This window comes from Pseudomonas putida (assembly GCA_029953615.1).
Taxonomy (GTDB): domain Bacteria; phylum Pseudomonadota; class Gammaproteobacteria; order Pseudomonadales; family Pseudomonadaceae; genus Aquipseudomonas.
On the sequence record CP124529.1, the window covers coordinates 4,972,582 to 4,992,917 of the forward strand.

A 20,336-nucleotide genomic window follows, 5' to 3' on the forward strand; every position below is an offset into this window, starting at 1 on the left:
ACTGCTGGTCAACGTCATGACCAGCAAGACCATCTACTCGGTCGGGCGCAGTGCCCGGGTGTTCAAGTTCATCGAGTTCAAGAAGTTGCTGGAGGCCGAGGTGGGGTACACCACCAACGAGCCGGCGCAGCTGTACGTGTTGTCGGCGATCGAGGCGGCGGTGGGGCATTTGCTGGCGCAGGGGATCGAGCGGCGGTTGTGGCAGGTGGCGGGGGATGCGGGGGCAGGGCAGGCTACGGTGGACAAGTATTTGAGCCAGAATCAGCGGCCGTAAAAGAGGCTCATGAAGCCAGCCGCCACCTCAGAATTTGCGCTGAGGTGGCGGCTGGCTTGCTAATAAGTAAGCGCCTGTTTTACTGGCCGCGGATATTTTGGTTCACCCAGTAGGAAAATCCCGCTGATGTGTTTCTCATATCTGCATAATTGTATTCGATTAGCATAGAGTTTGTAATCTTTGTTATGCCTAGGTTTGTGTATCTGCTATATATCAAAGCCTGTCGAAAAATAGCGATTTTCTTCGCGCTCTCGCTACGGTAAGCGTTGAACTCAGCCGTATTCTTCAAGCTTAGATCCACAGCCTCATCTAGTGAGAGAGTCAATGTTGAAGAGATTCGGGGCCTAGAAGCCCTGGGCAGGTTTTGAAAGATCTGCTTCGCCAAGACTCTGTCGCCGTTTCCTGGGTTAATAGGGTACTCCGCCAAGCTTGATTGTGGCGGTGCAGGAGAGGCGGAGGACGTTTTTGGCGAGCCCTGCACAGTGATGGGAGATCTAGAACGGCTACGTTCCTGTGTAAACTCAAAAACGCTGCCCCAGTCAGGCGTAGAAACTGGCGACGGAAGGGGGCGGCGAGTAGTTACAGGACTCAAGGGCGGAGTGTTCAGTCGGGAGGGAGACCTGCCTCGAACATGGCCAGAGGGGTCTATAAAATTTATGGGGTCGTTGTGGCAGTAGACATAAGCGTTAATACCGCCTGCCCCGAATGGACTATAAGCATCTGCTTGGTAGAAACGCATGCGTGCGGGGCTGTAAGTACGGGCGCCATTGCCTAAGCTGTATAAGGAATGGACGACGTTTTTTAGTAGTCCATTGAAGCTTTGCTGTAGTGGCAGAAGGGTGCCGTCGAGCCCATAGGCGGTGTAGCTGATTTCACTTGAGGGTTTTGAATCTCCGTCTTGCCGATTCAATACTGAGTGGTTGTTATCGGCGGTCAGAAGGGTGGCTTGAGCTTGCAGAGCTTCATGTTCTGTTTCAGCCAGTGGCAACGACCCTGCGCGGAGAAAGCGCGTTACCACCCTGAAGCGCGCCGCAACGTTGGGTTGTGTCCCCTGATAGAAGTAGCGGATGTCGATAGTCATGTGTCAACGTCCTGAACCGATGTAGTGTGCGTAGGTTAAGGTGGCGAAGTCGCCTTGGAGAACTGGCAGTTTTATCAGTGGGGGCAATGAAGACGGACTGTTCAGTTCTCTTAGCGGCCCTTTTCGACCGGTCCGGCGCCTCGGCAAGACCGCTCTTCCATCGACTGCGCCAGCGGGTGAGGAAGCGCAGACAAAAGGCTTATCTGATCCTCCCGTACGCGCCACCACGGCGTCCTCCAGTTTCTCCACCTGCGAATGCAGCCATCCGCCGTTGTTTGCCGTGCGTTCGGGGGTGGACTACGAAAATGCGCTGGTGCACCTGTCCACGCTGCTCAAAGGTGCGTTTGCGACCGATCTCAAGGCGCTGGAGCTGGCCAAGGGGACCTGTCGTGATCTGTTGTTGAGCAATGATCATGGGCTGGATTCGGCCAAGGCGGTGGTGGAGGCGTTGCTGGATGGGGTGGAGAGGCAGCAGCTGGCTGGCCGGGGGAAGGCTCCTTAGCTGGAGGGCGCGCTGGCCTGGGTCCTGTGATTAGTTTCGAGGTGCCTGGCGATAGAGTTTTGGCGCCTGTGGGATCGAGCACCGCCCGCGCGGCGCTTCGCGGGACAAGCCCGCTCCCACATTTGTTGCAACGTGGCCATGCCTGTGGGAGAGGCTTTGTCAGCCTTGGTGCAAGGCTTGAGACAGGTGGGGCGGCATTGGTGCCAACTCAGAAATCCAGCCAGCCTCACCAAGCTGGCAACCATGGCCTGACAGGTTCGGCACGTTGCAACAAATGTGGGAGCGGGCTTGTCCCGCGAAGCGCCGCGCGGGCGGCGCTCGGTTTCAGCCCCCGCGCAAAATCCAAGCCGTACACCCCGGCGCCTCCCCGAAACCATCAACCAGATGACGCCTAGCCATTTCTCCCGCACACTGCGGAAAATTCCCAAGCCCGTTCCCCGCCACCTTGCGGGGCACAGCCGGAGTAGAAAATGGCGCGACAACTCATAACAAACGCCCACGACCCGCTGCACGATTCCCGCCAGGCCCGTCTGAAACTATGGCCAGCGAAGGCGAGCTGCCGCTGGGCATGCTGCGCGAGGAGATCGACGCCTCCTGGCGCCGCAGCCTGGGCCATGGCCTGGACTGCCTGCAAGGCGAGCAAGTCGGCCTGGGCCTGGAACAGGGCCATGACCTGCGCGTGCTGCTGGAGCGCAACCGCCTGCTGGTCGACGCCGTTACTCCCGAACTGGACTACCTGGTGGCGCGCCAGGGCAAGGCCGGCATCGTCATCCTCGGCGATGCCCAGGCCAACGTGCTGGCCATCGAAGGGCAGAAGCACGTGCTGCAACGCGAAGGCCTGCGCGACCTGCACCCGGGCAGCTGCTGGAGCGAATCATTGCGTGGCACCAACGCCATCGGCACTGCCGTAGTAGAAGGCCGGCCGACCTTGATCAACTGCGGCGAGCACTACCTCGACCGCCTCAGCCCGTTCTCCTGCACCTCGGTACCCCTGCGCGACCCGCGTGGCGAGGTGATCGGTGTGCTCGACATCACCCGCGAAGGGGTAATGGCGCAACCACAAGACAGCCTGTCGACACTCATGCTGGCGGCCGGCAACATCGAAAGCCGGATGTTTGGCTTGTGCCACCCGGAGCAATTGGTGTTGGCCTTCCATAGCCGCCCGCAATACCTCAACAGCGCCTGGCATGGCCTGCTGGCGCTGAGCCTGGACGGCGAAGTGCTGGCGGCCAACGACAGTGCCTGCCAGCTGTTGCAGGTGCCGCGCCATGAGCTGTTGGGCCGGCGCAGCAGCGATTTGCTGGGGGAGCGTTCACCGGCCTTCATCGCGCGCCTGTGGCAGGGTGGGGTGAGCAGCGTGCAAACGGCCAAAGGCGAGTTCTACTTCCGCGCACTGCAGTTGCCGCGCCATGGCCGGGTCAACGGCAGCACGCCGGTCAGCAAGCCGACGCTGAGCAAGCAGTCGCCTGCACTTGATGCGCTGGCTGGTGGCGACACACGGCTCGCACGCAACCTGCGCATGGCCCGCCAAGGGTTGGGGTAATGGCTTGCCGGTGTTGTTGCTGGGTGAGACGGGCACCGGTAAAGAAGTGGTTGCCCGGGCCTTGCACCAGGCCAGCCCGCGAGCCGACAAACCGTTCGTGGCAGTCAACTGCGCCGCAATCCCTGAAGGCCTGATCGAATCCGAACTGTTCGGTTACCGCGAGGGCGCCTTTACCGGCTCGCGCCGGGGCGGCATGGTCGGGCGGCTGATGCAGGCCCATGGCGGCACGCTGTTCCTCGATGAGATCGGCGACATGCCGCTGGCCCTGCAGGCGCGCCTGCTGCGCGTATTGCAGGAGCGGCGGGTGGCCCCGTTGGGTGCAGGGGAAGAACAGGACATCGACGTGGCGCTGATCTGCGCCACCCACCGCGACCTCAAGCGCCTGGTGCAGGAGCAGCACTTCCGCGAAGACCTGTACTACCGGGTCAACGGCGTATCGCTGCGCCTGCCGGCATTGCGCGAGCGCGACGACCTGGCGGCGATCATCCAGGGCCTGCTGGACAAGTCTGAAGCCAGGGGCGTGACCCTGGACCCGGCCCTGACTGCGCTGCTCGAAGGCTTCGACTGGCCGGGCAACATCCGCCAGCTGGAAATGGTCGTGCGCACGGCGCTGGCCATGCGCGAGGACGGTGAGCAGGTGTTGACCCTCGATCACCTCACTGACTGCCTGCTGGACGAACTGGCCAGCGGTACGGCACCCTCCGGCAGCCTCAAGGACAACGAACTGGAGCTGATCCGTGGCGCCTTGGCGCGCCATCAGGGCAACGTGTCCGCGGCGGCCGAGGCGCTGGGTATCAGCCGAGCGACGCTGTACCGCAAGCTCAAACAGTTGCGCGGCTGACATGGGCGGCCTGTTCGCCCGGCTGGTGGAATCCAGCGACCCTGTACTCATGCGCCAGGCGTTGGCCTGGCTGTATGGTTTCGTGCGCCCCCATCGACGTGCCATCGGCCTGTTGCTCGGTTTGTCGCTGGGTGCCTCGTTGCTGGCGCTGGCGCAACCCTGGCTGGTCAAGACCCTGATCGACGAGGGGCTGCTGGCCAAGGATTACCACACCCTCTGGCACATGGCGGCGATCATGATCGGTGCGGGCCTGTTGGGTACCATGCTGGCCGGGGTCAACCGCTACCTGCATACACGTTTGTCGGGGCGAATCCTGTTTGCCCTGCGCGATGACCTTTACCGCCACCTGCAGCAGTTGTCGCCGACGTTCTACGGACGGCGGCGCATCGGCGACATTCTTTCGCGGCTGGACGGCGATGTGGCGGAGATCCAGCGCTTTGCCGTGGACTCGCTGTTCTCGGCGGTTTCGGCGGTGATCGGCCTGGTTGGCGCGGTGGCGTTGATGCTGATGCTGTCGTGGCAGCTATCGCTGCTGCTGGCGCTGCTGGTGCCGATCGAAGTGCTGTGGCTGCGCTGGATGCGGCGCAAGGTGGAGCGCGAAGTGCGCAACCTGCGCGAACGCTCGGCGGATGTGTCGTCGTTCCTGGTCGAGACCCTGCCAGCGATGAAGTTCATCCAGGCGGCCGGCCAGCAAGGCCGCGAGGCGGGGCGCCTGGACCAGCTGGGCCAGGGCTACATGCGCCAGTTGCTGAAAGTGCAGGTGACCGAATTCTTCACCCAGGCCATCCCTGGCACGCTGACTTCCTGGTGCCGCGCCTGCGCGTTCCTGGTCGGCGGCTGGTGGGTGATCCAGGGCACCTGGCAGTTGGGCGCGCTGATCGCGTTTTCCACCTACATGGGCATGGCGGTGGGCCCGGTACAAAGCCTGCTGGGGTTGTACGTGGCGGTGCAGCGCATGGCCGTGAGCCTGGGGCGGGTGATGGAACTGAAGCAGGAGGTGGTTGCCGTGCATCAGGCGGTCAACCCGCAGCCTATACCCGATGGCCCAGGCGAATTGCGTCTGGAGGCGCTGAGCTTTGCCCATGAGGGGCGCCAGGGCGCAGTGCTGAACAACGTGCAGGTGTGCGTGCCGGGTGGCCTCAAGGTAGCCATCAGCGGTGCCTCGGGGGTGGGCAAGTCGACCCTGATCGACCTGCTGCAGCGCTTCTATGACCCGGACGCCGGGCGCATTTTGCTGGATGGCACAGACCTTCGCGAACTGGACCTGGCCGCGCTGCGTCGGCGCATTGCGGTGGTCAGCCAGGACATCGTGCTGTTCCGCGGCACCCTGGCGCAGAACCTGGCCTACGGCGTGCCTGAGGCCAGCCGTGAGGAGCTGGAGCGGGTGGTGCGCCTGGCGCGCCTGGACAACCTGGTCGACAGCCTGCCGCTGGGACTGGATGGCCTGCTGGGCGAGCGTGGCCAGCAGCTGTCCGGCGGGCAGAAACAACGCATTGCCATCGCCCGTGCGGTGCTGCAGGCCCCGGCGATCCTGGTGCTGGACGAGGCCACATCGGCGGTGGACGAAGCCACCGAGCGCGAAGTGATCGCGGCCATTGACCAACTGTTCGCCGGCCGCACGCGCATTCTGATCAGCCACCGCGCTTCGACCTTGGCCGATGCCGACCTGCACCTGTACTTGCATGAGGGCCAGTTGCAGGTGCTGCCGCAGGAGGCAACCCAGCATGGACACTGACGTGCGCATCGGCGTCATCGACAGTGGCTGCTCGCCGGAGCAGGCCAGCGGCTTGCTCGCCGCCCGCCGTTTCTGGCTGGAAGGTGGCCATCTGCGTGAAGGGGATATGCTGCCTGACCAGCTGGGGCATGGCAGTGCGGTGCTTGCCGGCGTGCAACGTGAGGCCGGGGCGGTGCCGGTACTGATGGCCCAGGTGTTCAGCGCCCAGGCCAGTACCAGCGCCTTGCAGGTGGCAGCTGCCTTGCTGTGGCTGGTGGAGGCGGGCGCTACGCTGGTCAACCTTAGCCTTGGCCTGCAACAGGACCGGCCGGTGCTGCACCAGGCCTGTGCCGAAGCGCTGGCCGCCGGTGTGCTGTTGTGCGCTTCCAGCCCGGCGCAGGGTGGGCCGGTATTCCCGGCCAGCTACCCCGGGATCATCCGGGTTACCGGCGATGCCCGCTGTACACCGGGCCAATGGTCGTGGCTGGGTACTCGGCAAGCGGATTTTGGCGGTTACGTGGGCGAGGGCGGCAGGGCGGGGGCGAGCCTCGGCTGTGCGGCCTTGAGCGGCAGGATTGCAGCCTTGCTGTGTGCTCAACCGTGCATGAACCGCCAGCAGGTGCATGACTGGTTGCGTGACCATGCGGCCTTCACTGGCCCCGAGCGACGAGGAGCCGGCCATGCCTGAGCCGCGCATTGTGGTGCTGGGCGCCGGCCCTGCCGGTGCAGCTACTGCTGTTGGCCTGCGTCGGCTAGGATACGCCGTAACGGTGGTGTCGGATTGGCGCCGCTTTGCGGCAGTCGAAGGGGTATCCCAGCGGGTACTGGAAGGCTTGCGTCACGCAGGCCTTGGCGGGGCCTTGAGCCAGGCGGCCATGCCGGCCAGCAGACAGGTACGCTGGAACGGCCAACACCTGCAAATGAACCAGGAATTTTTGCTGGACCGGCAACGGTTTGACCGGGCGTTGCGGGGCGACCTTCAACGCGCGGGCGTGAGCGTGGTCGAGGGGCGGGTGCGCGAGGTCGCTCACGAAGGTGGTCATCGTGTTCGTCTGGAGGATGGGCAGGTGCTGGAGGCCGACTTCCTGGTCGAGGCCCGAGGCCGCCAGGCTCCATTGGCGGCAGACCGCCTTCGTGGGCCGGAGACGGTCAGCCTGCTCAATGTCTGGCAGGGCAGTCCTGGGGCACCAGCATCAGCGGTGGAAAGCCTTGCGGATGGCTGGGCGTGGATGGCGCGGCTGGAAGATGGTCGCTGCTACTGGCAGGTCACCCTGGACGCTGCTGGATTGCCGGGCAAGGCCGGGTTGGCGGATTACTGTGCGGCCCGGCGTGGCTGCAGCACGCTGGTGGCCGAGCTGTTCGATCAGCAGGCACTGGCGCCAGCACAAGTGCATGCACGTAGCAGCACCGCGATCCTGGCCGGTGAGTGTGTCGGGCAGGACTGGATACGGGTGGGTGATGCCGCGATGGCGGTTGATCCGCTGTCGGGCAACGGGATTTTCCAGTCGCTGTCTTCGGCGTTGCAGGCGCCGGTGGTGATCAATACGTTGCTGCGCAGGCCTGAGCGGGCAGAGCTGGCGCGGCAGTTTCACCAGCAGCGGGTGGAGCAGCTGTTCTTGCGCTTTGCCCGGATCGGGCGGGATTTCTACGGGCAGGAGCAGAGTCGGGCGGGGCAGCCGTTCTGGGATCAGCGCCAGGGCTGGCCGGATGCGCAGCCAATGCACCTGGCCGCTGATTGGAACGCAGTACGGGTAGAGCGGCGGCCTGTACTGCGTGATGGGCTGGTGGATGAGGCCGAGGTGGTGGTGACGGCGGACCAGCCGTTGGGAGTGTGGCATTTGCAGGGGGTGGAGTTGGCGCCACTCGTGCAGCGCATCCAGTCGGGTATGGCTTTACAAGAGGCATTAGCGCCTTGGCCAATAGAGCAGCAAGCCATGCTGCGACGCTGGTTGGCGGATCAAGGTCATAACGCTTTTTGAGTCATGTTCGACCTCGACTCGTCGAGGTCATCGAACGGCATCGCCACCAGTACCGGGCCAAAGATTTCTTCCTGCACCAGGCGGTGGCGCTGGTCGATATCGAGAGTCACCGTCGGTTTGGCGAAGTAGCCCGGGCCGAAACCTTCGCCGCCACAGGCAATGGTCGCGCCCTGCGAGGCGACCAGCAACAGGCAAGGGTGAGGCGCTGGCTATTGGAGCAGGGGTTCATCTGACAGTGTTTGGGGTACGGCGGAAAAGCTATCAAAATTGCCAGTTGTTGTCAGCGATTTAGCGATGTTTAGATTACGACATCAATCTCTCGAGAACAGCTATGAAAAAGTTCTTTTTTTACCAAGGAGGCCAGCTTTCGGCTATCGGTTCGATTGGCCAGATTAGCGTAATCTTTCGAAGTGATGTTGCCCCACATGCTGAGCAGCGGGCGGGTGCTCCTGGCAAGACCGTGTTGCTGTCAGCCAGTGCCACAAATTCGATCATGCATGTGGAGCGCGCAGCCGTCTATGCACCTTACGGCTATTTTGACTTGTTGCGACATGGGGCTGTGCTGGCATTCAATGGTCAGGCACGTGATTCAATGACAGCGTGTGATCCGTTAGGGAATGGAAAGAGATCATACAGCTCGAAGCTGATGCGTTTCTTATCTCCTGATAACTACAGTCCCTTCGGTTTGGGTGGGATAAATACATATGTCTACTGTAGTAATGATCCGGTCAACTTTACGGATCCGAGTGGAAGTATAAAGTATCGAATTATTATGAATGGGAGACGTGCCCCCTCAATTCCACCGTCAGCCCCTAACGCTATAGCACGAGATCGTTCCCGGCCAGTCGCACATGTCCTACCGATGCGCAACGGCGAGCCTGTACAGCGGCTAGTGCAAGCTGGACCCGCTCAGCAGCCTGCACTTCGAGAGGGCGCACCTGGAATAGCCGATCGCTCGAATCACTTGCTGGAACAATTTACGGCTGAAGAGCGACAAATGGCTAGTAATATTATCGGGTTTTATAAAGTCTATAACCCCCGGGCCTCTCCTCAGCTAACCCGGCAGCAGAGTTTCTTTTCCGTTGTGGTTGCCAGGCATTTGAGGGTGGAAAGTGGTGGTGCATCACCTTTCGAAAGAAATGCAATTTTACTTAACATGAATAATATTACGCCTGAAGCAGCTGAGCATAATTTAAGTCGTGCAGAGCAGTGGGCCTCTTTCGCAACTGATTCATATCGTGCAAGAGCAAATCGATGAGGCGTGTTGATTGTTTCGCGCAGGCCTCGGCGCAGATAACGTTGGCCTGACGCGATCAGAGTTGCAGGGTAAATTTATGGCCCTTTTACGCGGTCTCGGCATTGTGAGTTAGAAGAAAGAGCCTATGATTAATTGCATGTAGGCTCCGGTATCTCGCCCGCCCAGTTGTGTGCCACCATTGTCCGCGCTGCGTTCGGGTTTATAGAACCCCACCAGCGGGCTGATCAGCAGGTGGTCGTTGACCATCCATTCCACATACAGGTCGAATTCCCGCCCGCCCAGATTACCCCGGTCGGTATCCAGCGTATCGAAGTCGAAGTACAGCGCGCCGAAACTCAGGTTATCCCGTGGCTTGCCCTTCAGCGCCACGTGGTGCACCTGGCTGTTCTTGTTGAACGGCCCGGCATAGTTGGCCGCCACTTCACCCTGGAACCAGGTGCCATAACCCCGGCTCAAGCCATAGAACAGCGGGTCGAAGTCTTCGGAAAAGCGGCTGTAACGGTAGGTGGCGGTCGGTGTCCAGGGCAGCGTGGAGAAGGTCCAGTTGCCCTCCAGGTACCAGGCGTTCTCGCGCCCGCCGGTGCGGTCCTGGGTCACGTATTCGGCGGCCAGTTCCAGGTCTTTCACGCCCAGGTTGCCGCGCCCGCGCAGGCTGGCGGTGTCCATGCCGTCGCGGTGCTCCAGGCCCAACAGCTGCGCGTAGCGCTGGTCCACGTCGAGGCCGCGGATCCAGCTCAGGCCCACGGTGCCGGCATCGGCGACGTGCTCCAGGTTGGCCACTGCCAGCGAAGTGTCGGCCTGGTAGTGGTTGTCGGACTTCAGCCACATCAGGTCGCTGCGCCAGCCCTGTTTGCCGCCCAGGCGCAGCACCGCCGTGCGGTCGAAGGCCTTGCGCGCGGCAAGGTAGTAGGCGCCGCCGCGGTCGAAGTTGGCGCCCAGGTCGACCTTGCCCAGGTTGACCGGGTCGCCCTGGATCAGGAAACCGTCACCCAGGGTCACCACCTGACGCCCACCGGAAATGTCCACGCCGTCTTCGCCCAGGGCCGGGAACAGGTTGGCCGAGCGCCAGCCGAGGTACAGGTCTTCGATGGCGGTTCGGCGCTCATCGCCCAGGGTAAGCCCGGCGGCATCGCCATCGCCCCAGGTGGCGGAGCTGAGCAGGTTGAAGGCGCCGTACAGTGCGCCACTGTCGGCCAGCGCCTGGCTGCCGCTGAGGCCGTACTTGACGTAGCCCTCCTGCCAGGCGCTGCTGCCGGGCTTGCGGTTGCCGGCCAGGTTGTAGCTCTCGTCGCTGTGGAAGGTGCCGAACAGGGCTTCGAGGTCGGCGTTGAGGGTGGTGCCGTCGTGGTTGTACAGCTCGTAGGCCTGGGTGACCGGGGCGGCGAACAGCAGGGCCAATGTGCAGGCGAGTTTGTGCCTCATGGTGTGCTCCATGGTTATTGTTGTTTTTGGGTTGCCTGTGCCGGCCTTTTCGCGGGTGAACCCGCTCCCACAGGGATCCCACGATGTTCAGACCTGTGGTGATCCTGTGGGAGCGGGTTCACCCGCGAAAGGGCCGGTACAGGCTGAAGATCAGAGCTTGATCAACACCGACTTGAGCTCGGTGTAATGCTCGATGGCAGCTGCCCCCATTTCACGGCCCACGCCGGACATCTTGTAGCCGCCAAACGGCAAGGCAGGGTCGAGGGCGCTGTGGCAGTTGACCCACACCGACCCCGACTTGATGCGCGGGATCATCCGGTGCACGGCGGACAGGTCGTTGGACCAGATACTCGCACCCAGGCCGTAGGGGTTGTCGTTGGCCATGCCGATCACTTCGTCGATGTCATCGAACGGCATGGCCACCAGCACCGGCCCGAAGATTTCTTCCTGTACCAGGCGGTGGCGCTGGTCGACATCGACGATCACGGTCGGCTTGACGAAGTAGCCTGGCCCGAAGCCCTCGCCACCACAGGCGATGGTCGCGCCAAGCTCGCGGCCAAGCTCGATGTAGCCGGTGACGCGGTCCTGCTGCTTGGCCGAGATCAGCGGGCCCATCTGCACCGCCGGGTCCAGCCCGCTACCCAGCTTCATGCCATTGGCGATGCCGGCGATGTCGGCCACCACATTGTCGAAATGCTTGCGGTGCACATACAGCCGCGAGCCGGCGCAGCACACCTGGCCCTGGTTGAAGAAGATTGCCGTGGCTGCGCCGGCGGCGGCTTCCTGCAGGTTGGCGTCGGGCATGACGATGGTTGGCGACTTGCCGCCGAGCTCCAGGGTGACGCGGGTCATGTTGTCCATGGCCGCCTTGCCGATCAGCTTGCCGACTTCGGTGGAGCCGGTGAAGGTCAGTTTGTCCACGCCGGGATGGCGGCTAAGCGCGGCGCCGGCGTTCAGGCCGGTGCCGGTTACGACGTTGAACACGCCAGCAGGGTAGCCGGCTTCGTCGACCAACTCAGCCAGCTTGAGCACGCTCAGCGGTGTTTCGTCGGCGGGCTTGAGCACGACGGTGCAGCCGGTGGCCAGGGCCGGGCCGAGCTTCCAGCAGGCGAGCAGCAACGGGAAGTTCCAGGCGACGATGGCGCCGACCACGCCCACTGCCTCGCGCCGTACGAAACCATGGAACTGGTCGTTGGGCATCAACGGCATCGACGCCTCGACGGTGCTACCCTCGATCTTGGTGGCCCAGCCGGCCATGTAGCGCAGGAAGTCGATGGCCAGTTGCACGTCCATTACCTGGGCCACGGCGGCACTCTTGCCATTGTTCAGGCATTCCAGTTCGGCCAGCTGGCGGGCGTCGCGCTCCATCAGGTCGGCCAGGCGCCACAGCAAGTTCTGCCGTTCTCGCGGGCGCAGGCGGCTCCATGGCGAATCATCGAAGGCCTGGCGTGCGGCGCGCACCGCGCGGTCGACATCCTCGGCCTCGGCGGCGGGCACTTCACCCAGCACCTCGCCAGTGGCCGGGTTGCGGAACGACAGGGTGCGACCGCTGGCGGCGTCCTGCCAGTCGGCGCCGATGCGCATCTTCAGCTTGCGTTCGAGAAAGGCGCGGGTAGCGGGCAGGATGGGCAGTTCGGAAAGCATGGGGCGGTGCCTCTTGTCATTGGATGTGACAGGCATAGGCGCAATGGGCGTGCCAAGGTCGGTAGGTGGCTGCAAACCTTTGAACAGGTTGGGTTTTGTCCTGCTGCAAGGTTGGAATTGCAGGCCTGCGCTGTTGCACATTGAGACGGTGTGAGACGGTGGTGAAACAGTGGCTGTTCCGGCCTCTTCGCGGGCGCGCCCGCTCCCACAGGTTAACCACTGCCTTGAAGACCTGTGCCGTCTCTGTGGGAGCTGGCTTGCCGGCGATAGGCCTGCGCAGCAGGCCCTGTCTCAGGATGAAACACCCTGTCGCGAAATGGCACGCTGCAATTGGCCATACCGGCTGCTGGCCAAGGCCCGAAAACAGGCTAAAAGGTTGAAAGGAAACGCTTTTACAGCACCTGGCACAGTTCCTGTATCGCAACCGTCACATGCACACCTGCTGTACCAAAGCGTGCGAAAACGATAAGAACAACAACCGTGGAGGTCTGACCTTGAAGACGACTCGACTCCGGCGGCATGCGGGCAAACTGGCGCTGGTCGCCGCCGCGCTGCTGAGCACCCAGGCCATGGCGGCCGAGCAGGGCCCGAGCCTGTTGCAGAACAAGTGCATGGGGTGCCATATCCCTGAAGGCAACGACACCTATAGCCGTATCAGCCACCAGCGTAAAACGCCGGAAGGCTGGCTGATGAGCATCGCCCGCATGCAGGTGATGCACGGCCTGCAGATCAGCGATGACGACCGCCGCACGCTGGTCAAGTACCTGGCCGACAAGCAGGGCCTGGCGCCTGGCGAGACCGATGGCGTGCGCTACGCCATGGAGCGCCGGCTCAACACTGTCGAGCACTTCGACGCCCAGCTCAGTGAAACCTGTGGCCGGTGCCACTCCGGTGCCCGTGTTGCCTTGCAACGGCGCCCGGCCAAGGAGTGGGAACACCTGGTCAACTTCCACCTCGGCCAATGGCCGTCCCTTGAATACCAGGCCCAGGCGCGTGACCGCGACTGGCTGCCGATTGCGCTCCAGCAAGTAGTACCCGAGCTGGCCAAGCGTTACCCGATGGAAAACGCGGCCTGGGCCGAATGGCAGAAAGCCAAGCCCAAGGCTGACGCACTTTCCGGGCAGTGGGCCTTCAGCGGCCACATGCTGGCCAAGGGTGATGTGCGCGGGGTAATGAGCGTTGCCGCCGACGAGGACGATACTTTCAAGGTCGAGGTCAAGGGCGCTTACGCTGACGGCACGCCGTTCAACGGCAGCGGCTCGGCAATCCTCTACAACGGCTATGAATGGCGCGGCAACGTCAAGGTTGGCGACGCCAACCTGCGTCAGGTGTTCGCCGCGCTGGATGGCGAAATGAAAGGCCGCATGTTCGAGGCCGAACACGATGAGCGTGGCCTGGACTTCACCGCTGTGAAGGAGGGCAAGGCGCACTTGCTGGCGGTACAACCGGCGTTCATCAAGGCCGGCGCCGAGAGCGAAATCACCTTGGTCGGCAGCGGCCTGACTGGCAAGCCAGACCTGGGCGCTGGCGTGGAAGTGAGCGAAGTGCTGGAGCAGACCCCAACCCTGGTACGGGTCAAGGCCCGGGCTGCGGCAGATGCCAAGCCTGGCCAGCGTGAGGTCGCGGTGGGTGGGCTCAAGGGTGTCAACCTGGCGGTCTACGACAAGGTCGACGAAGTGAAGGTAGTACCGGCGTTCTCCATTGCCCGCATTGGCGAGAACGGCGCTTCGGTGCCGAAGGTGCAGGGCCGTTTCGAGGCCGAGGCCTGGGGTAAAGATGCCAACGGCCAGCCGCTACGCATCGGCTACCTGCCGGCCAGCTGGAAGGTCGAGCCGTTCAACGAGCGGGCGGTCGAGGATGAAGACGTCAAGTTCGCCGGGCAGATGCAGGCCGATGGCGTGTTCGTGCCAGGCGGTGCCGGGCCTAACCCCGAGCGCAAGATGATGACCAACAACGCCGGTAACCTGAAGGTCATCGCCACTCTGGCCGACGGCGGCCAGACCGGCGAAGGACACATGATCGTCACCGTACAGCGCTGGAACAACCCGCCGCTGCCGTAACGGCAGGGCGCAACGGTTTTCCAACGGATCGATTATCGGGAGGTCGCCATGGGCGTACTACTGAACCTGGTCGAACGCAACCTGCATGAAGTGCAGGTCGATGCCGACCGCATGCTGTTCCATATACCCAGCAGTTCGCTGTTTGCCACCGATGCGGTGACCGGCAGCATCATCGACGCCTTGCGCCAGCAAGGCTGCTCGGCCGAGGAGCTGATGCAGCGCCTTGGCCAGCAGTTTGCGGGCGACGATATCCAGGACACCCTGCGCGAGCTGATCGCGCTGGAGCTGGTCAGCGACGGCTCGCCGCTGACCCCGGAAATCGCCCTCAAGCAGGTCGAGCGCACCGCGCTGAACACCGTGGTGCTCAACGTCAACACTGGCTGCAACCTCAGCTGCACCTATTGCTACAAGGAAGACCTGGACAAGCCTTCCGCCGGCAAGAAGATGAGCACCGACACTGCCGAAGCCTCGGTAGAGATGCTGCTCAAGGAATCGCCCAACGAGGAACGCTACAGCGTGGTGTTCTTCGGTGGCGAGCCGCTGTCCAACCGGCCGTTGATCGAGCACATGGTGGCCTACTGCGAGCGGCGTTTCGCCGAGGCGGGCAAGCAGGTGGAGTTCATCATGACCACCAACGCCACCTTGCTTACCGAAGAGATCATCGACTGGCTCAACGCCCACCGCTTCGGCCTGTCGATCAGCATCGACGGCCCCAAGACCGTGCACGACCGCAACCGCATCACCGTGGGCGGGCAGGGCACCTATGACGTGGTGCGGCGCAAGGCGGACCTGCTGCTGTCGCGCTACACCAGCCGCCCGGTGGGCGCGCGGGTCACGCTGACCCGTGGCATCACCGACGTCGAGACCATCTGGAACCACCTGTTCAACGAACTGGGCTTCGCCGAAGTCGGCTTCGCCCCGGTCACCTCGGGTGACATGGCTGACTTCAATCTCACCGGCGAAGAGCTGGTGCAGGTGTTCGCCAACATGAAGGCGCTGGGTCGCAAATACCTGGAGGCGGCGCTGGATCACCGCAACATCGGCTTCTCCAACCTGCACCAGCTGATCACCGACATCCACGAAGGCCACAAGAAGGCCCTGCCGTGCGGTGCCGGCTTGAAGATGCTGGCGGTGGACCACGAGGGCGAGCTGAACCTGTGCCACCGCTTTACCGGCTCCAGCCTGCCGACCTTCGGCAATGTGCATCAGGGCGTGAAGCAGGCACAGCTCAACGACTTCCTGTCGCAGCGCCTGGACCGCAGCAACACCGGCTGCGACAGCTGCCGCATCCGCAACCTGTGCTCCGGCGGCTGCTACCACGAAAGCTACGCCCGCTACGGCGACCCGCAGCACCCGACCTACCACTATTGCGAACTGATGCGCGACTGGGTCGACTTCGGCATCGAAGTCTACAGCCGCATCATGGCCGCCAACCCGGCCTTCATCGATCGCTACATCACCCCGCGGAAGGCGCACTGACATGAAGCACTTGAAGCCCCTGAACAACAAGGCGCGCATCCTCGAACAGGCCGCCGCCGAAGACCGCGTCGAAGAGGTCATGGCCATGAGCGCAGTGGCGGGCTGCACCGCCACCACCGACCCGGGCTGGGAAGTGGACGCCTTTGGTGGCGTGAGCTCGCTGTGCCAGCCGATGGAAGCCGACCTGTATGGCTGCTCCGACCCTTGCTGGTGGCCGGCCCAGGTGCCGGACATGATGAGCACCTACCAGGACTGGAACGCCCAGGCGAGCAACTCCGCCGAAGACTGGCGCAACCTCGGCACCGTGTTCCCGAAAGACAAGTGACCGGCCCAACAAGAATGACAAGGGGAAACCGCATGAAAGCTGGACGCTGCGCGTCACTCGCGCTCACCATCGCCGCCACGGCCTGTGCCGGGCTGGTACAGGCCGCCGACACCGGGCCGGCGTTGAAGGCTGGCCACGAATACATGATCGTGACCAACTACCCGAACAACCTGCACGTGGTCGATGTGGCCAGTGACACGGTGTACAAGAGCTGCGTCATGCCCGACAAGTTCGGCCCCGGCACCGCGATGATGGCGCCGGACAACCGCACCGCCTACGTGCTCAACAACCACTACGGCGACATCTACGGCATCGACCTGGACACCTGTAGCAACACCTTCCACGCCAACCTGTCCAGCGTGCCGGGTGAGGTGGGCCGGTCGATGTACTCGTTCGCCATCAGCCCGGACGGCAAGGAGGTGTACGCCACGGTCAACCCGACCCAGCGCCTGAACGACCACTATGTGGTCAAGCCACCTCGGCTGGAAGTGTTCAACACCGCCGATGGCCTGGAGGCCAAGCCGGTACGTACCTTCCCGATGCCGCGCCAGGTGTACCTGATGCGTGCGGCGGACGATGGCAGCCTGTACGTCGCCGGGCCGGACATCTACAAGATGGACGTGAACACCGGCAAGTACACGGTGGCTTTGCCGCTGCGCAACTGGAACCGCAAAGGCTACAGCGCCCCGGACGTACTGTACTTCTGGCCGCACCAGAGCCCGCGCCACGAGTTCTCGATGCTCTATACCATTGCCAGGTTCAAGGACGACAAGCAGGACCCGGCCACCGCCGAGCTGCTGTATGGCTACCTGAGTGTCGACCTCAAGACCGGCAAGACCCACACCCAGGAGTTCGCCGACCTGACCGAGCTGTACTTCACCGGGCTGGTTTCGCCGAAAGACCCGAACCAGATCTACGGCGTGCTCAACCGCCTGGCCAAGTACGACCTCAAGCAGCGCAAGCTGATCAAGGCGGCGAATCTGGACCACACTTACTACTGCGTGGCCTTCGACAAGAAGGGCGACAAGTTGTACCTGGGCGGCACCTTCAACGACCTGGCGGTGTTCAACCCGGATACGCTGGAGAAGGTGAAGAACATCAAGTTGCCGGGTGGCGATATGTCCACCACCACGCCCCAGGTGTTCATCCGTTAAACCGGTGCTGGCTTCTTCGCGGGCTTGCCCGCTCTCACAGGGAATGCACAGACCTTGAAACCTGTGCGGTACCTGTGGGAGCGGGCGAGCCCGCGAAGAGGCCGGTACAGACAACACAAGAACAACAAGAGACCGCCCATGCCCCAGCCAAGCTACTCCCAGGGCAATCAGGACAAACCCCTGCTTACCCAGTGCATTGGCGACGCCTTCGACACCACCGTCGCCCGCTTCCCCGACCGCGAAGCCCTGATAGTCCGCCACCAGGCCCAGCGCTACACCTGGCGGCAACTGGCCGAAGCCGTCGACCAGCATGCCCGTGCGCTGATGGCCCTGGGCGTGCAGCCCGGTGACCGCCTCGGCATCTGGGCCCCTAACTGTGCAGAGTGGTGCATCACCCAGTTCGCCAGCGCCAAGGTCGGCGCGATCCTGGTCAACATCAACCCGGCCTACCGTTCCAGCGAACTGGACTACGCCCTCGGCCAGTCCGGCTGCCGTTGGGTGATCTGCGCCGACGCGTTCAAGACCTCCGACTACCACGCCATGCTGCTGGGCCTGGTCCCGGGCCTGGCAGCCGGGCAGCCGGGTGCGCTGATCTGCGAACGCTTCCCCGAACTGCGCGGTGTGGTCAGCCTGGCCGCCGCGCCACCGCCGGGCTTTCTAGCCTGGCACGACCTGCAGGCCCGTGCCGGGGCCATCAGCCGCGAAGCCCTGGCCGAGCGCCAGGCACAACTGCGTTGCGACGACCCGATCAATATCCAGTACACCTCGGGCACCACCGGTTTTCCGAAAGGCGCCACCCTCAGCCACAGCAACATCCTCAACAACGGCTACATGGTCGGTGAAAGCCTGGGCCTGACCGAGCATGACCGGTTGGTGGTACCGGTGCCGCTGTACCACTGCTTTGGCATGGTCATGGCCAACCTTGGCTGCATGACTCACGGCAGCGCCCTGATTTACCCCAACGACGCCTTCGACCCACTGGCCACCCTGCGCGCGGTCGCGGAAGAGCGGGCCACTGCGTTGTATGGTGTGCCGACCATGTTCATCGCCGAACTGGACCACCCCCAGCGTGGCGAGTTCGACCTGTCGAGCCTGCGCACCGGGATCATGGCCGGCGACCACCTGCCCGATCGAAGTGATGCGCCGGGTGATCGGCGAAATGCACATGGCCGAGGTGCAGATTGCCTACGGCATGACCGAAACCAGCCCGGTGTCGCTGCAGACCGGCGCCAGCGACGACCTGGAGCGCCGCGTGACCAGCGTCGGGCGTACCCAGCCTCGGTTGGAAAGCAAGGTTATCGATGCTGACGGCAACACTGTGCCGCGAGGCGAGATCGGCGAGCTGTGCACGCGCGGTTACAGCGTGATGCTGGGCTACTGGAACAATCCCAAGGCCACGGCCGAAAGCATCGATGAAGAAGGCTGGATGCACACCGGCGACCTGGCGGTGATGGACGAGCAGGGCTATGTGCGTATTGTCGGGCGCAGCAAGGACATGATCATTCGTGGCGGCGAGAACATCTACCCGCGTGAGCTTGAGGAGTTCTTCTTCACCCACCCGGCGGTGGCCGATGTGCAGGTGATTGGCGTGCCGTGCAGCAAGTACGGCGAAGAGATCGTGGCCTGGGTGCGGCTGCACCCGGGGCATACGGCCAGCGAAGAGGAACTGCGCGAGTGGGCGAAGGCGCGGATCGCGCACTTCAAGGTGCCAAGGTACTTCCGCTTTGTCGATGAGTTCCCGATGACAGTGACCGGCAAGGTGCAGAAGTTCCGCATGCGCGAGATCAGTGTCGAAGAACTGTCTGCCGGATGATGTGTTGCCTGTGCCGGCCTCTTCGCGGGCACGCCCGCTCCCACAGGACATTCACTGCCCGTCAGACTTGTGATGTACCTGTGGGAGCGGGCATGCCCGCGAAGAGGCCAGTACAGGCAGTAGATGATCTCAGCCTTGCAACAGCTCCGGGCTGTTGAAATTGCTCAACCTGCGGTCATCGTTGGCACATTCCAGCCCCTGCACCGCTTCACGCAGCAGGGCCTTCTGCAAACTCCGCTCACCCGCCGCCCAGGCCTGCTCCAGCACCGGCAACACCCGGGCTGGCAGCACGCTGAACATCGGTTGCCAGTACCCACCCTGGCGCACCATGGCCGCACTGTCACTGGTCACCGCCAGCCTTAGCAGGCCCTCGATCAACCCTCGGTCAACCAGCGGTGCATCACAGGCCAGCAGCACCACCCATTCATGCCGCGCCACCTTGAGCCCGGCAATCACCCCCGCCAATGGCCCGGGGAAGTCAGCCTCGGCATCGCCCACCAACTGGTCGGCATACGCCCGGTAGGCCTGCTGGTTGCGGTTGCAGGAAATCACCAGGTCGTCAGTCAGCGGGCGCAGTACCCGATGCACATGGGCAACCAGCGGTTCGCCCTGCCAGTCGATCAGGCCCTTGTCCCGGCCACCCATGCGCTGGCCACGGCCTCCGGCGAGAATCAGGGCTGAGCTGGCGGGCAAGGGTTTGGTCATGATTGCAGTTCCAGGCTATGGCAGATTGCAACCCTCCCACGGGCTGCATCAGTTGTCCAGCAAGCCCTCGTCCGGGTTGGGCTGACCTGACATTTTTGCCAGTTGTGCCGGGCGTGCGTACTCCCCTTCAATACAGTTGCAGCCTCGGCATTGCGACGGTGCCAGGGGCCATGACAAGGAGAAGAAACTTGAACAAATCGCAACTGGTAGCGGACGTGGCGCAACGCGCTGACTTGAGCAAGGTAATGGCACAAAAGGTGGTCGATGCCTTTATCGACGCTGTCAAGGCATCGCTGGTAGCGCGCGAGGATGTGACTCTGGTGGGTTTTGGCACCTTTAAAACTGCAGAAAGGACAGCGCGGGTCGGGAGAAACCCGCAAACTGGCAAAGAGCTGAAGATTGCTGCGGCAATCAACGCCAAGTTCAGCGCCGGCAAAAATTTGAAGGACGCCGTCAAACTCAGCGGGCAACCCGACCAGAGAGCCAAAACGCGCAAGTGACAGAAAAGTGGCCGGAGACTAATGCCAGTCGGTCAAGCCTAC

Annotated in this window: 14 protein-coding genes and 4 pseudogenes; 13 read left to right on the plus strand and 5 right to left on the minus strand. The window is 63.0% G+C overall.

What is annotated here, in order from left to right; genetic code table 11:
• Window position 1: 1 nt before the first annotated feature.
• Window positions 2–274 (plus strand): annotated as a pseudogene (locus QIY50_22780) (CsgG/HfaB family protein).
• A gap of 79 nt (window positions 275–353) precedes the next feature.
• Here QIY50_22780 and QIY50_22785 read toward each other — a convergent pair.
• Window positions 354–1,355, minus strand: coding sequence for an RHS repeat-associated core domain-containing protein (locus QIY50_22785; GenBank protein ID WGV20094.1), 1,002 nt, complete (start codon window positions 1,353–1,355; stop codon window positions 354–356).
• A gap of 271 nt (window positions 1,356–1,626) precedes the next feature.
• Here QIY50_22785 and QIY50_22790 point away from each other — a divergent pair, with 271 nt between their 5' ends.
• The 5 genes and pseudogenes from QIY50_22790 (at window position 1,627) to QIY50_22810 (ending at window position 7,934) form a co-directional block, all read left to right on the plus strand.
• On the plus strand, window positions 1,627–1,857 hold the full coding sequence (locus QIY50_22790) for a hypothetical protein (GenBank protein ID WGV20095.1): 231 nt from the start codon (window positions 1,627–1,629) through the stop codon (window positions 1,855–1,857).
• A 470-nt stretch (window positions 1,858–2,327) separates the two neighbouring features.
• Window positions 2,328–4,241, plus strand: a pseudogene (locus QIY50_22795) (sigma-54-dependent Fis family transcriptional regulator).
• Between the two features lies 1 nt (window position 4,242).
• Entirely contained in the window at window positions 4,243–5,976 is a 1,734-nt protein-coding gene (locus QIY50_22800) for an ABC transporter ATP-binding protein (GenBank protein WGV20096.1), read from the plus strand.
• On the plus strand, window positions 5,966–6,643 hold the full coding sequence (locus QIY50_22805) for a peptidase S8 and S53 subtilisin kexin sedolisin (protein ID WGV20097.1): 678 nt from the start codon (window positions 5,966–5,968) through the stop codon (window positions 6,641–6,643). Before QIY50_22800 ends, QIY50_22805 begins: the two co-directional genes overlap by 11 nt.
• Entirely contained in the window at window positions 6,636–7,934 is a 1,299-nt protein-coding gene (locus QIY50_22810) for a tryptophan 7-halogenase (protein WGV20098.1), read from the plus strand. The genes QIY50_22805 and QIY50_22810 overlap by 8 nt, the downstream gene beginning before the upstream one ends.
• A gap of 17 nt (window positions 7,935–7,951) precedes the next feature.
• Here the strand turns inward: QIY50_22810 and QIY50_22815 are convergent.
• Window positions 7,952–8,104, minus strand: a pseudogene (locus QIY50_22815) (aldehyde dehydrogenase family protein).
• Between the two features lie 161 nt (window positions 8,105–8,265).
• On the opposite strand from QIY50_22815, the gene QIY50_22820 reads away from it, so the two are divergent.
• Window positions 8,266–9,192 (plus strand): RHS repeat-associated core domain-containing protein, encoded by a 927-nt coding sequence (locus QIY50_22820; protein ID WGV20099.1) that lies wholly within the window; start codon window positions 8,266–8,268, stop codon window positions 9,190–9,192.
• A 108-nt stretch (window positions 9,193–9,300) separates the two neighbouring features.
• On the opposite strand, the gene QIY50_22825 is transcribed toward QIY50_22820, so the two are convergent.
• Together QIY50_22825 and QIY50_22830 are read right to left on the minus strand one after the other, a co-directional pair.
• Window positions 9,301–10,614, minus strand: coding sequence for a hypothetical protein (locus QIY50_22825; GenBank protein WGV20100.1), 1,314 nt, complete (start codon window positions 10,612–10,614; stop codon window positions 9,301–9,303).
• A gap of 150 nt (window positions 10,615–10,764) precedes the next feature.
• On the minus strand, window positions 10,765–12,258 hold the full coding sequence (locus tag QIY50_22830) for an aldehyde dehydrogenase family protein (protein WGV20101.1): 1,494 nt from the start codon (window positions 12,256–12,258) through the stop codon (window positions 10,765–10,767).
• A gap of 494 nt (window positions 12,259–12,752) precedes the next feature.
• Between QIY50_22830 and peaA the strand changes: the two genes are divergently transcribed.
• The 5 genes and pseudogenes from peaA (at window position 12,753) to QIY50_22855 (ending at window position 19,089) form a co-directional block, all read left to right on the plus strand.
• A complete protein-coding gene (peaA, locus tag QIY50_22835) occupies window positions 12,753–14,318 on the plus strand; it encodes a quinohemoprotein amine dehydrogenase subunit alpha (protein ID WGV20102.1) in 1,566 nt (521 codons plus the stop codon).
• A gap of 48 nt (window positions 14,319–14,366) precedes the next feature.
• Window positions 14,367–15,797, plus strand: coding sequence for a quinohemoprotein amine dehydrogenase maturation protein (peaB, locus tag QIY50_22840; GenBank protein WGV20103.1), 1,431 nt, complete (start codon window positions 14,367–14,369; stop codon window positions 15,795–15,797).
• A 1-nt stretch (window position 15,798) separates the two neighbouring features.
• Window positions 15,799–16,122 (plus strand): quinohemoprotein amine dehydrogenase subunit gamma, encoded by a 324-nt coding sequence (gene qhpC, locus QIY50_22845; protein WGV20104.1) that lies wholly within the window; start codon window positions 15,799–15,801, stop codon window positions 16,120–16,122.
• A gap of 32 nt (window positions 16,123–16,154) precedes the next feature.
• The gene (gene peaD, locus QIY50_22850) at window positions 16,155–17,276 is read left to right on the plus strand and encodes a quinohemoprotein amine dehydrogenase subunit beta (protein WGV20105.1); all 1,122 of its coding nucleotides are present in this window, start codon (window positions 16,155–16,157) and stop codon (window positions 17,274–17,276) included.
• Between the two features lie 138 nt (window positions 17,277–17,414).
• A pseudogene (locus QIY50_22855) lies at window positions 17,415–19,089 on the plus strand (fatty acid CoA ligase family protein).
• A gap of 129 nt (window positions 19,090–19,218) precedes the next feature.
• On the opposite strand, the gene mobA reads toward QIY50_22855, so the two are convergent.
• Window positions 19,219–19,794: a molybdenum cofactor guanylyltransferase MobA gene (gene mobA / locus QIY50_22860; protein WGV20106.1), complete on the minus strand. Its 576-nt coding sequence runs from the start codon at window positions 19,792–19,794 to the stop codon at window positions 19,219–19,221.
• 188 nt (window positions 19,795–19,982) lie between these two features.
• Here mobA and QIY50_22865 point away from each other — a divergent pair, with 188 nt between their 5' ends.
• Window positions 19,983–20,294 carry an HU family DNA-binding protein gene (locus QIY50_22865; protein ID WGV20107.1) on the plus strand — a complete coding sequence of 104 codons (312 nt, stop codon included), beginning with the start codon at window positions 19,983–19,985 and terminating at the stop codon, window positions 20,292–20,294.
• The last annotated feature ends 42 nt before the right edge of the window (window positions 20,295–20,336 follow it).

Bases quoted from the DNA above. Each gene is read 5' to 3' on its own strand.
- QIY50_22785 (WGV20094.1), bottom strand. From the start codon at position 1,355: ATGACTATCGACATCCGCTACTTCTATCAGGGGACACAACCCAACGTT.
- QIY50_22800 (WGV20096.1), top strand. From the start codon at position 4,243: ATGGGCGGCCTGTTCGCCCGGCTGGTGGAATCCAGCGACCCTGTACTC.
- QIY50_22805 (WGV20097.1), top strand. From the start codon at position 5,966: ATGGACACTGACGTGCGCATCGGCGTCATCGACAGTGGCTGCTCGCCG.
- QIY50_22810 (WGV20098.1), top strand. From the start codon at position 6,636: ATGCCTGAGCCGCGCATTGTGGTGCTGGGCGCCGGCCCTGCCGGTGCA.
- QIY50_22820 (WGV20099.1), top strand. From the start codon at position 8,266: ATGAAAAAGTTCTTTTTTTACCAAGGAGGCCAGCTTTCGGCTATCGGT.
- QIY50_22825 (WGV20100.1), bottom strand. From the start codon at position 10,614: ATGAGGCACAAACTCGCCTGCACATTGGCCCTGCTGTTCGCCGCCCCG.
- QIY50_22830 (WGV20101.1), bottom strand. From the start codon at position 12,258: ATGCTTTCCGAACTGCCCATCCTGCCCGCTACCCGCGCCTTTCTCGAA.
- peaB (WGV20103.1), top strand. From the start codon at position 14,367: ATGGGCGTACTACTGAACCTGGTCGAACGCAACCTGCATGAAGTGCAG.
- qhpC (WGV20104.1), top strand. From the start codon at position 15,799: ATGAAGCACTTGAAGCCCCTGAACAACAAGGCGCGCATCCTCGAACAG.
- peaD (WGV20105.1), top strand. From the start codon at position 16,155: ATGAAAGCTGGACGCTGCGCGTCACTCGCGCTCACCATCGCCGCCACG.
- mobA (WGV20106.1), bottom strand. From the start codon at position 19,794: ATGACCAAACCCTTGCCCGCCAGCTCAGCCCTGATTCTCGCCGGAGGC.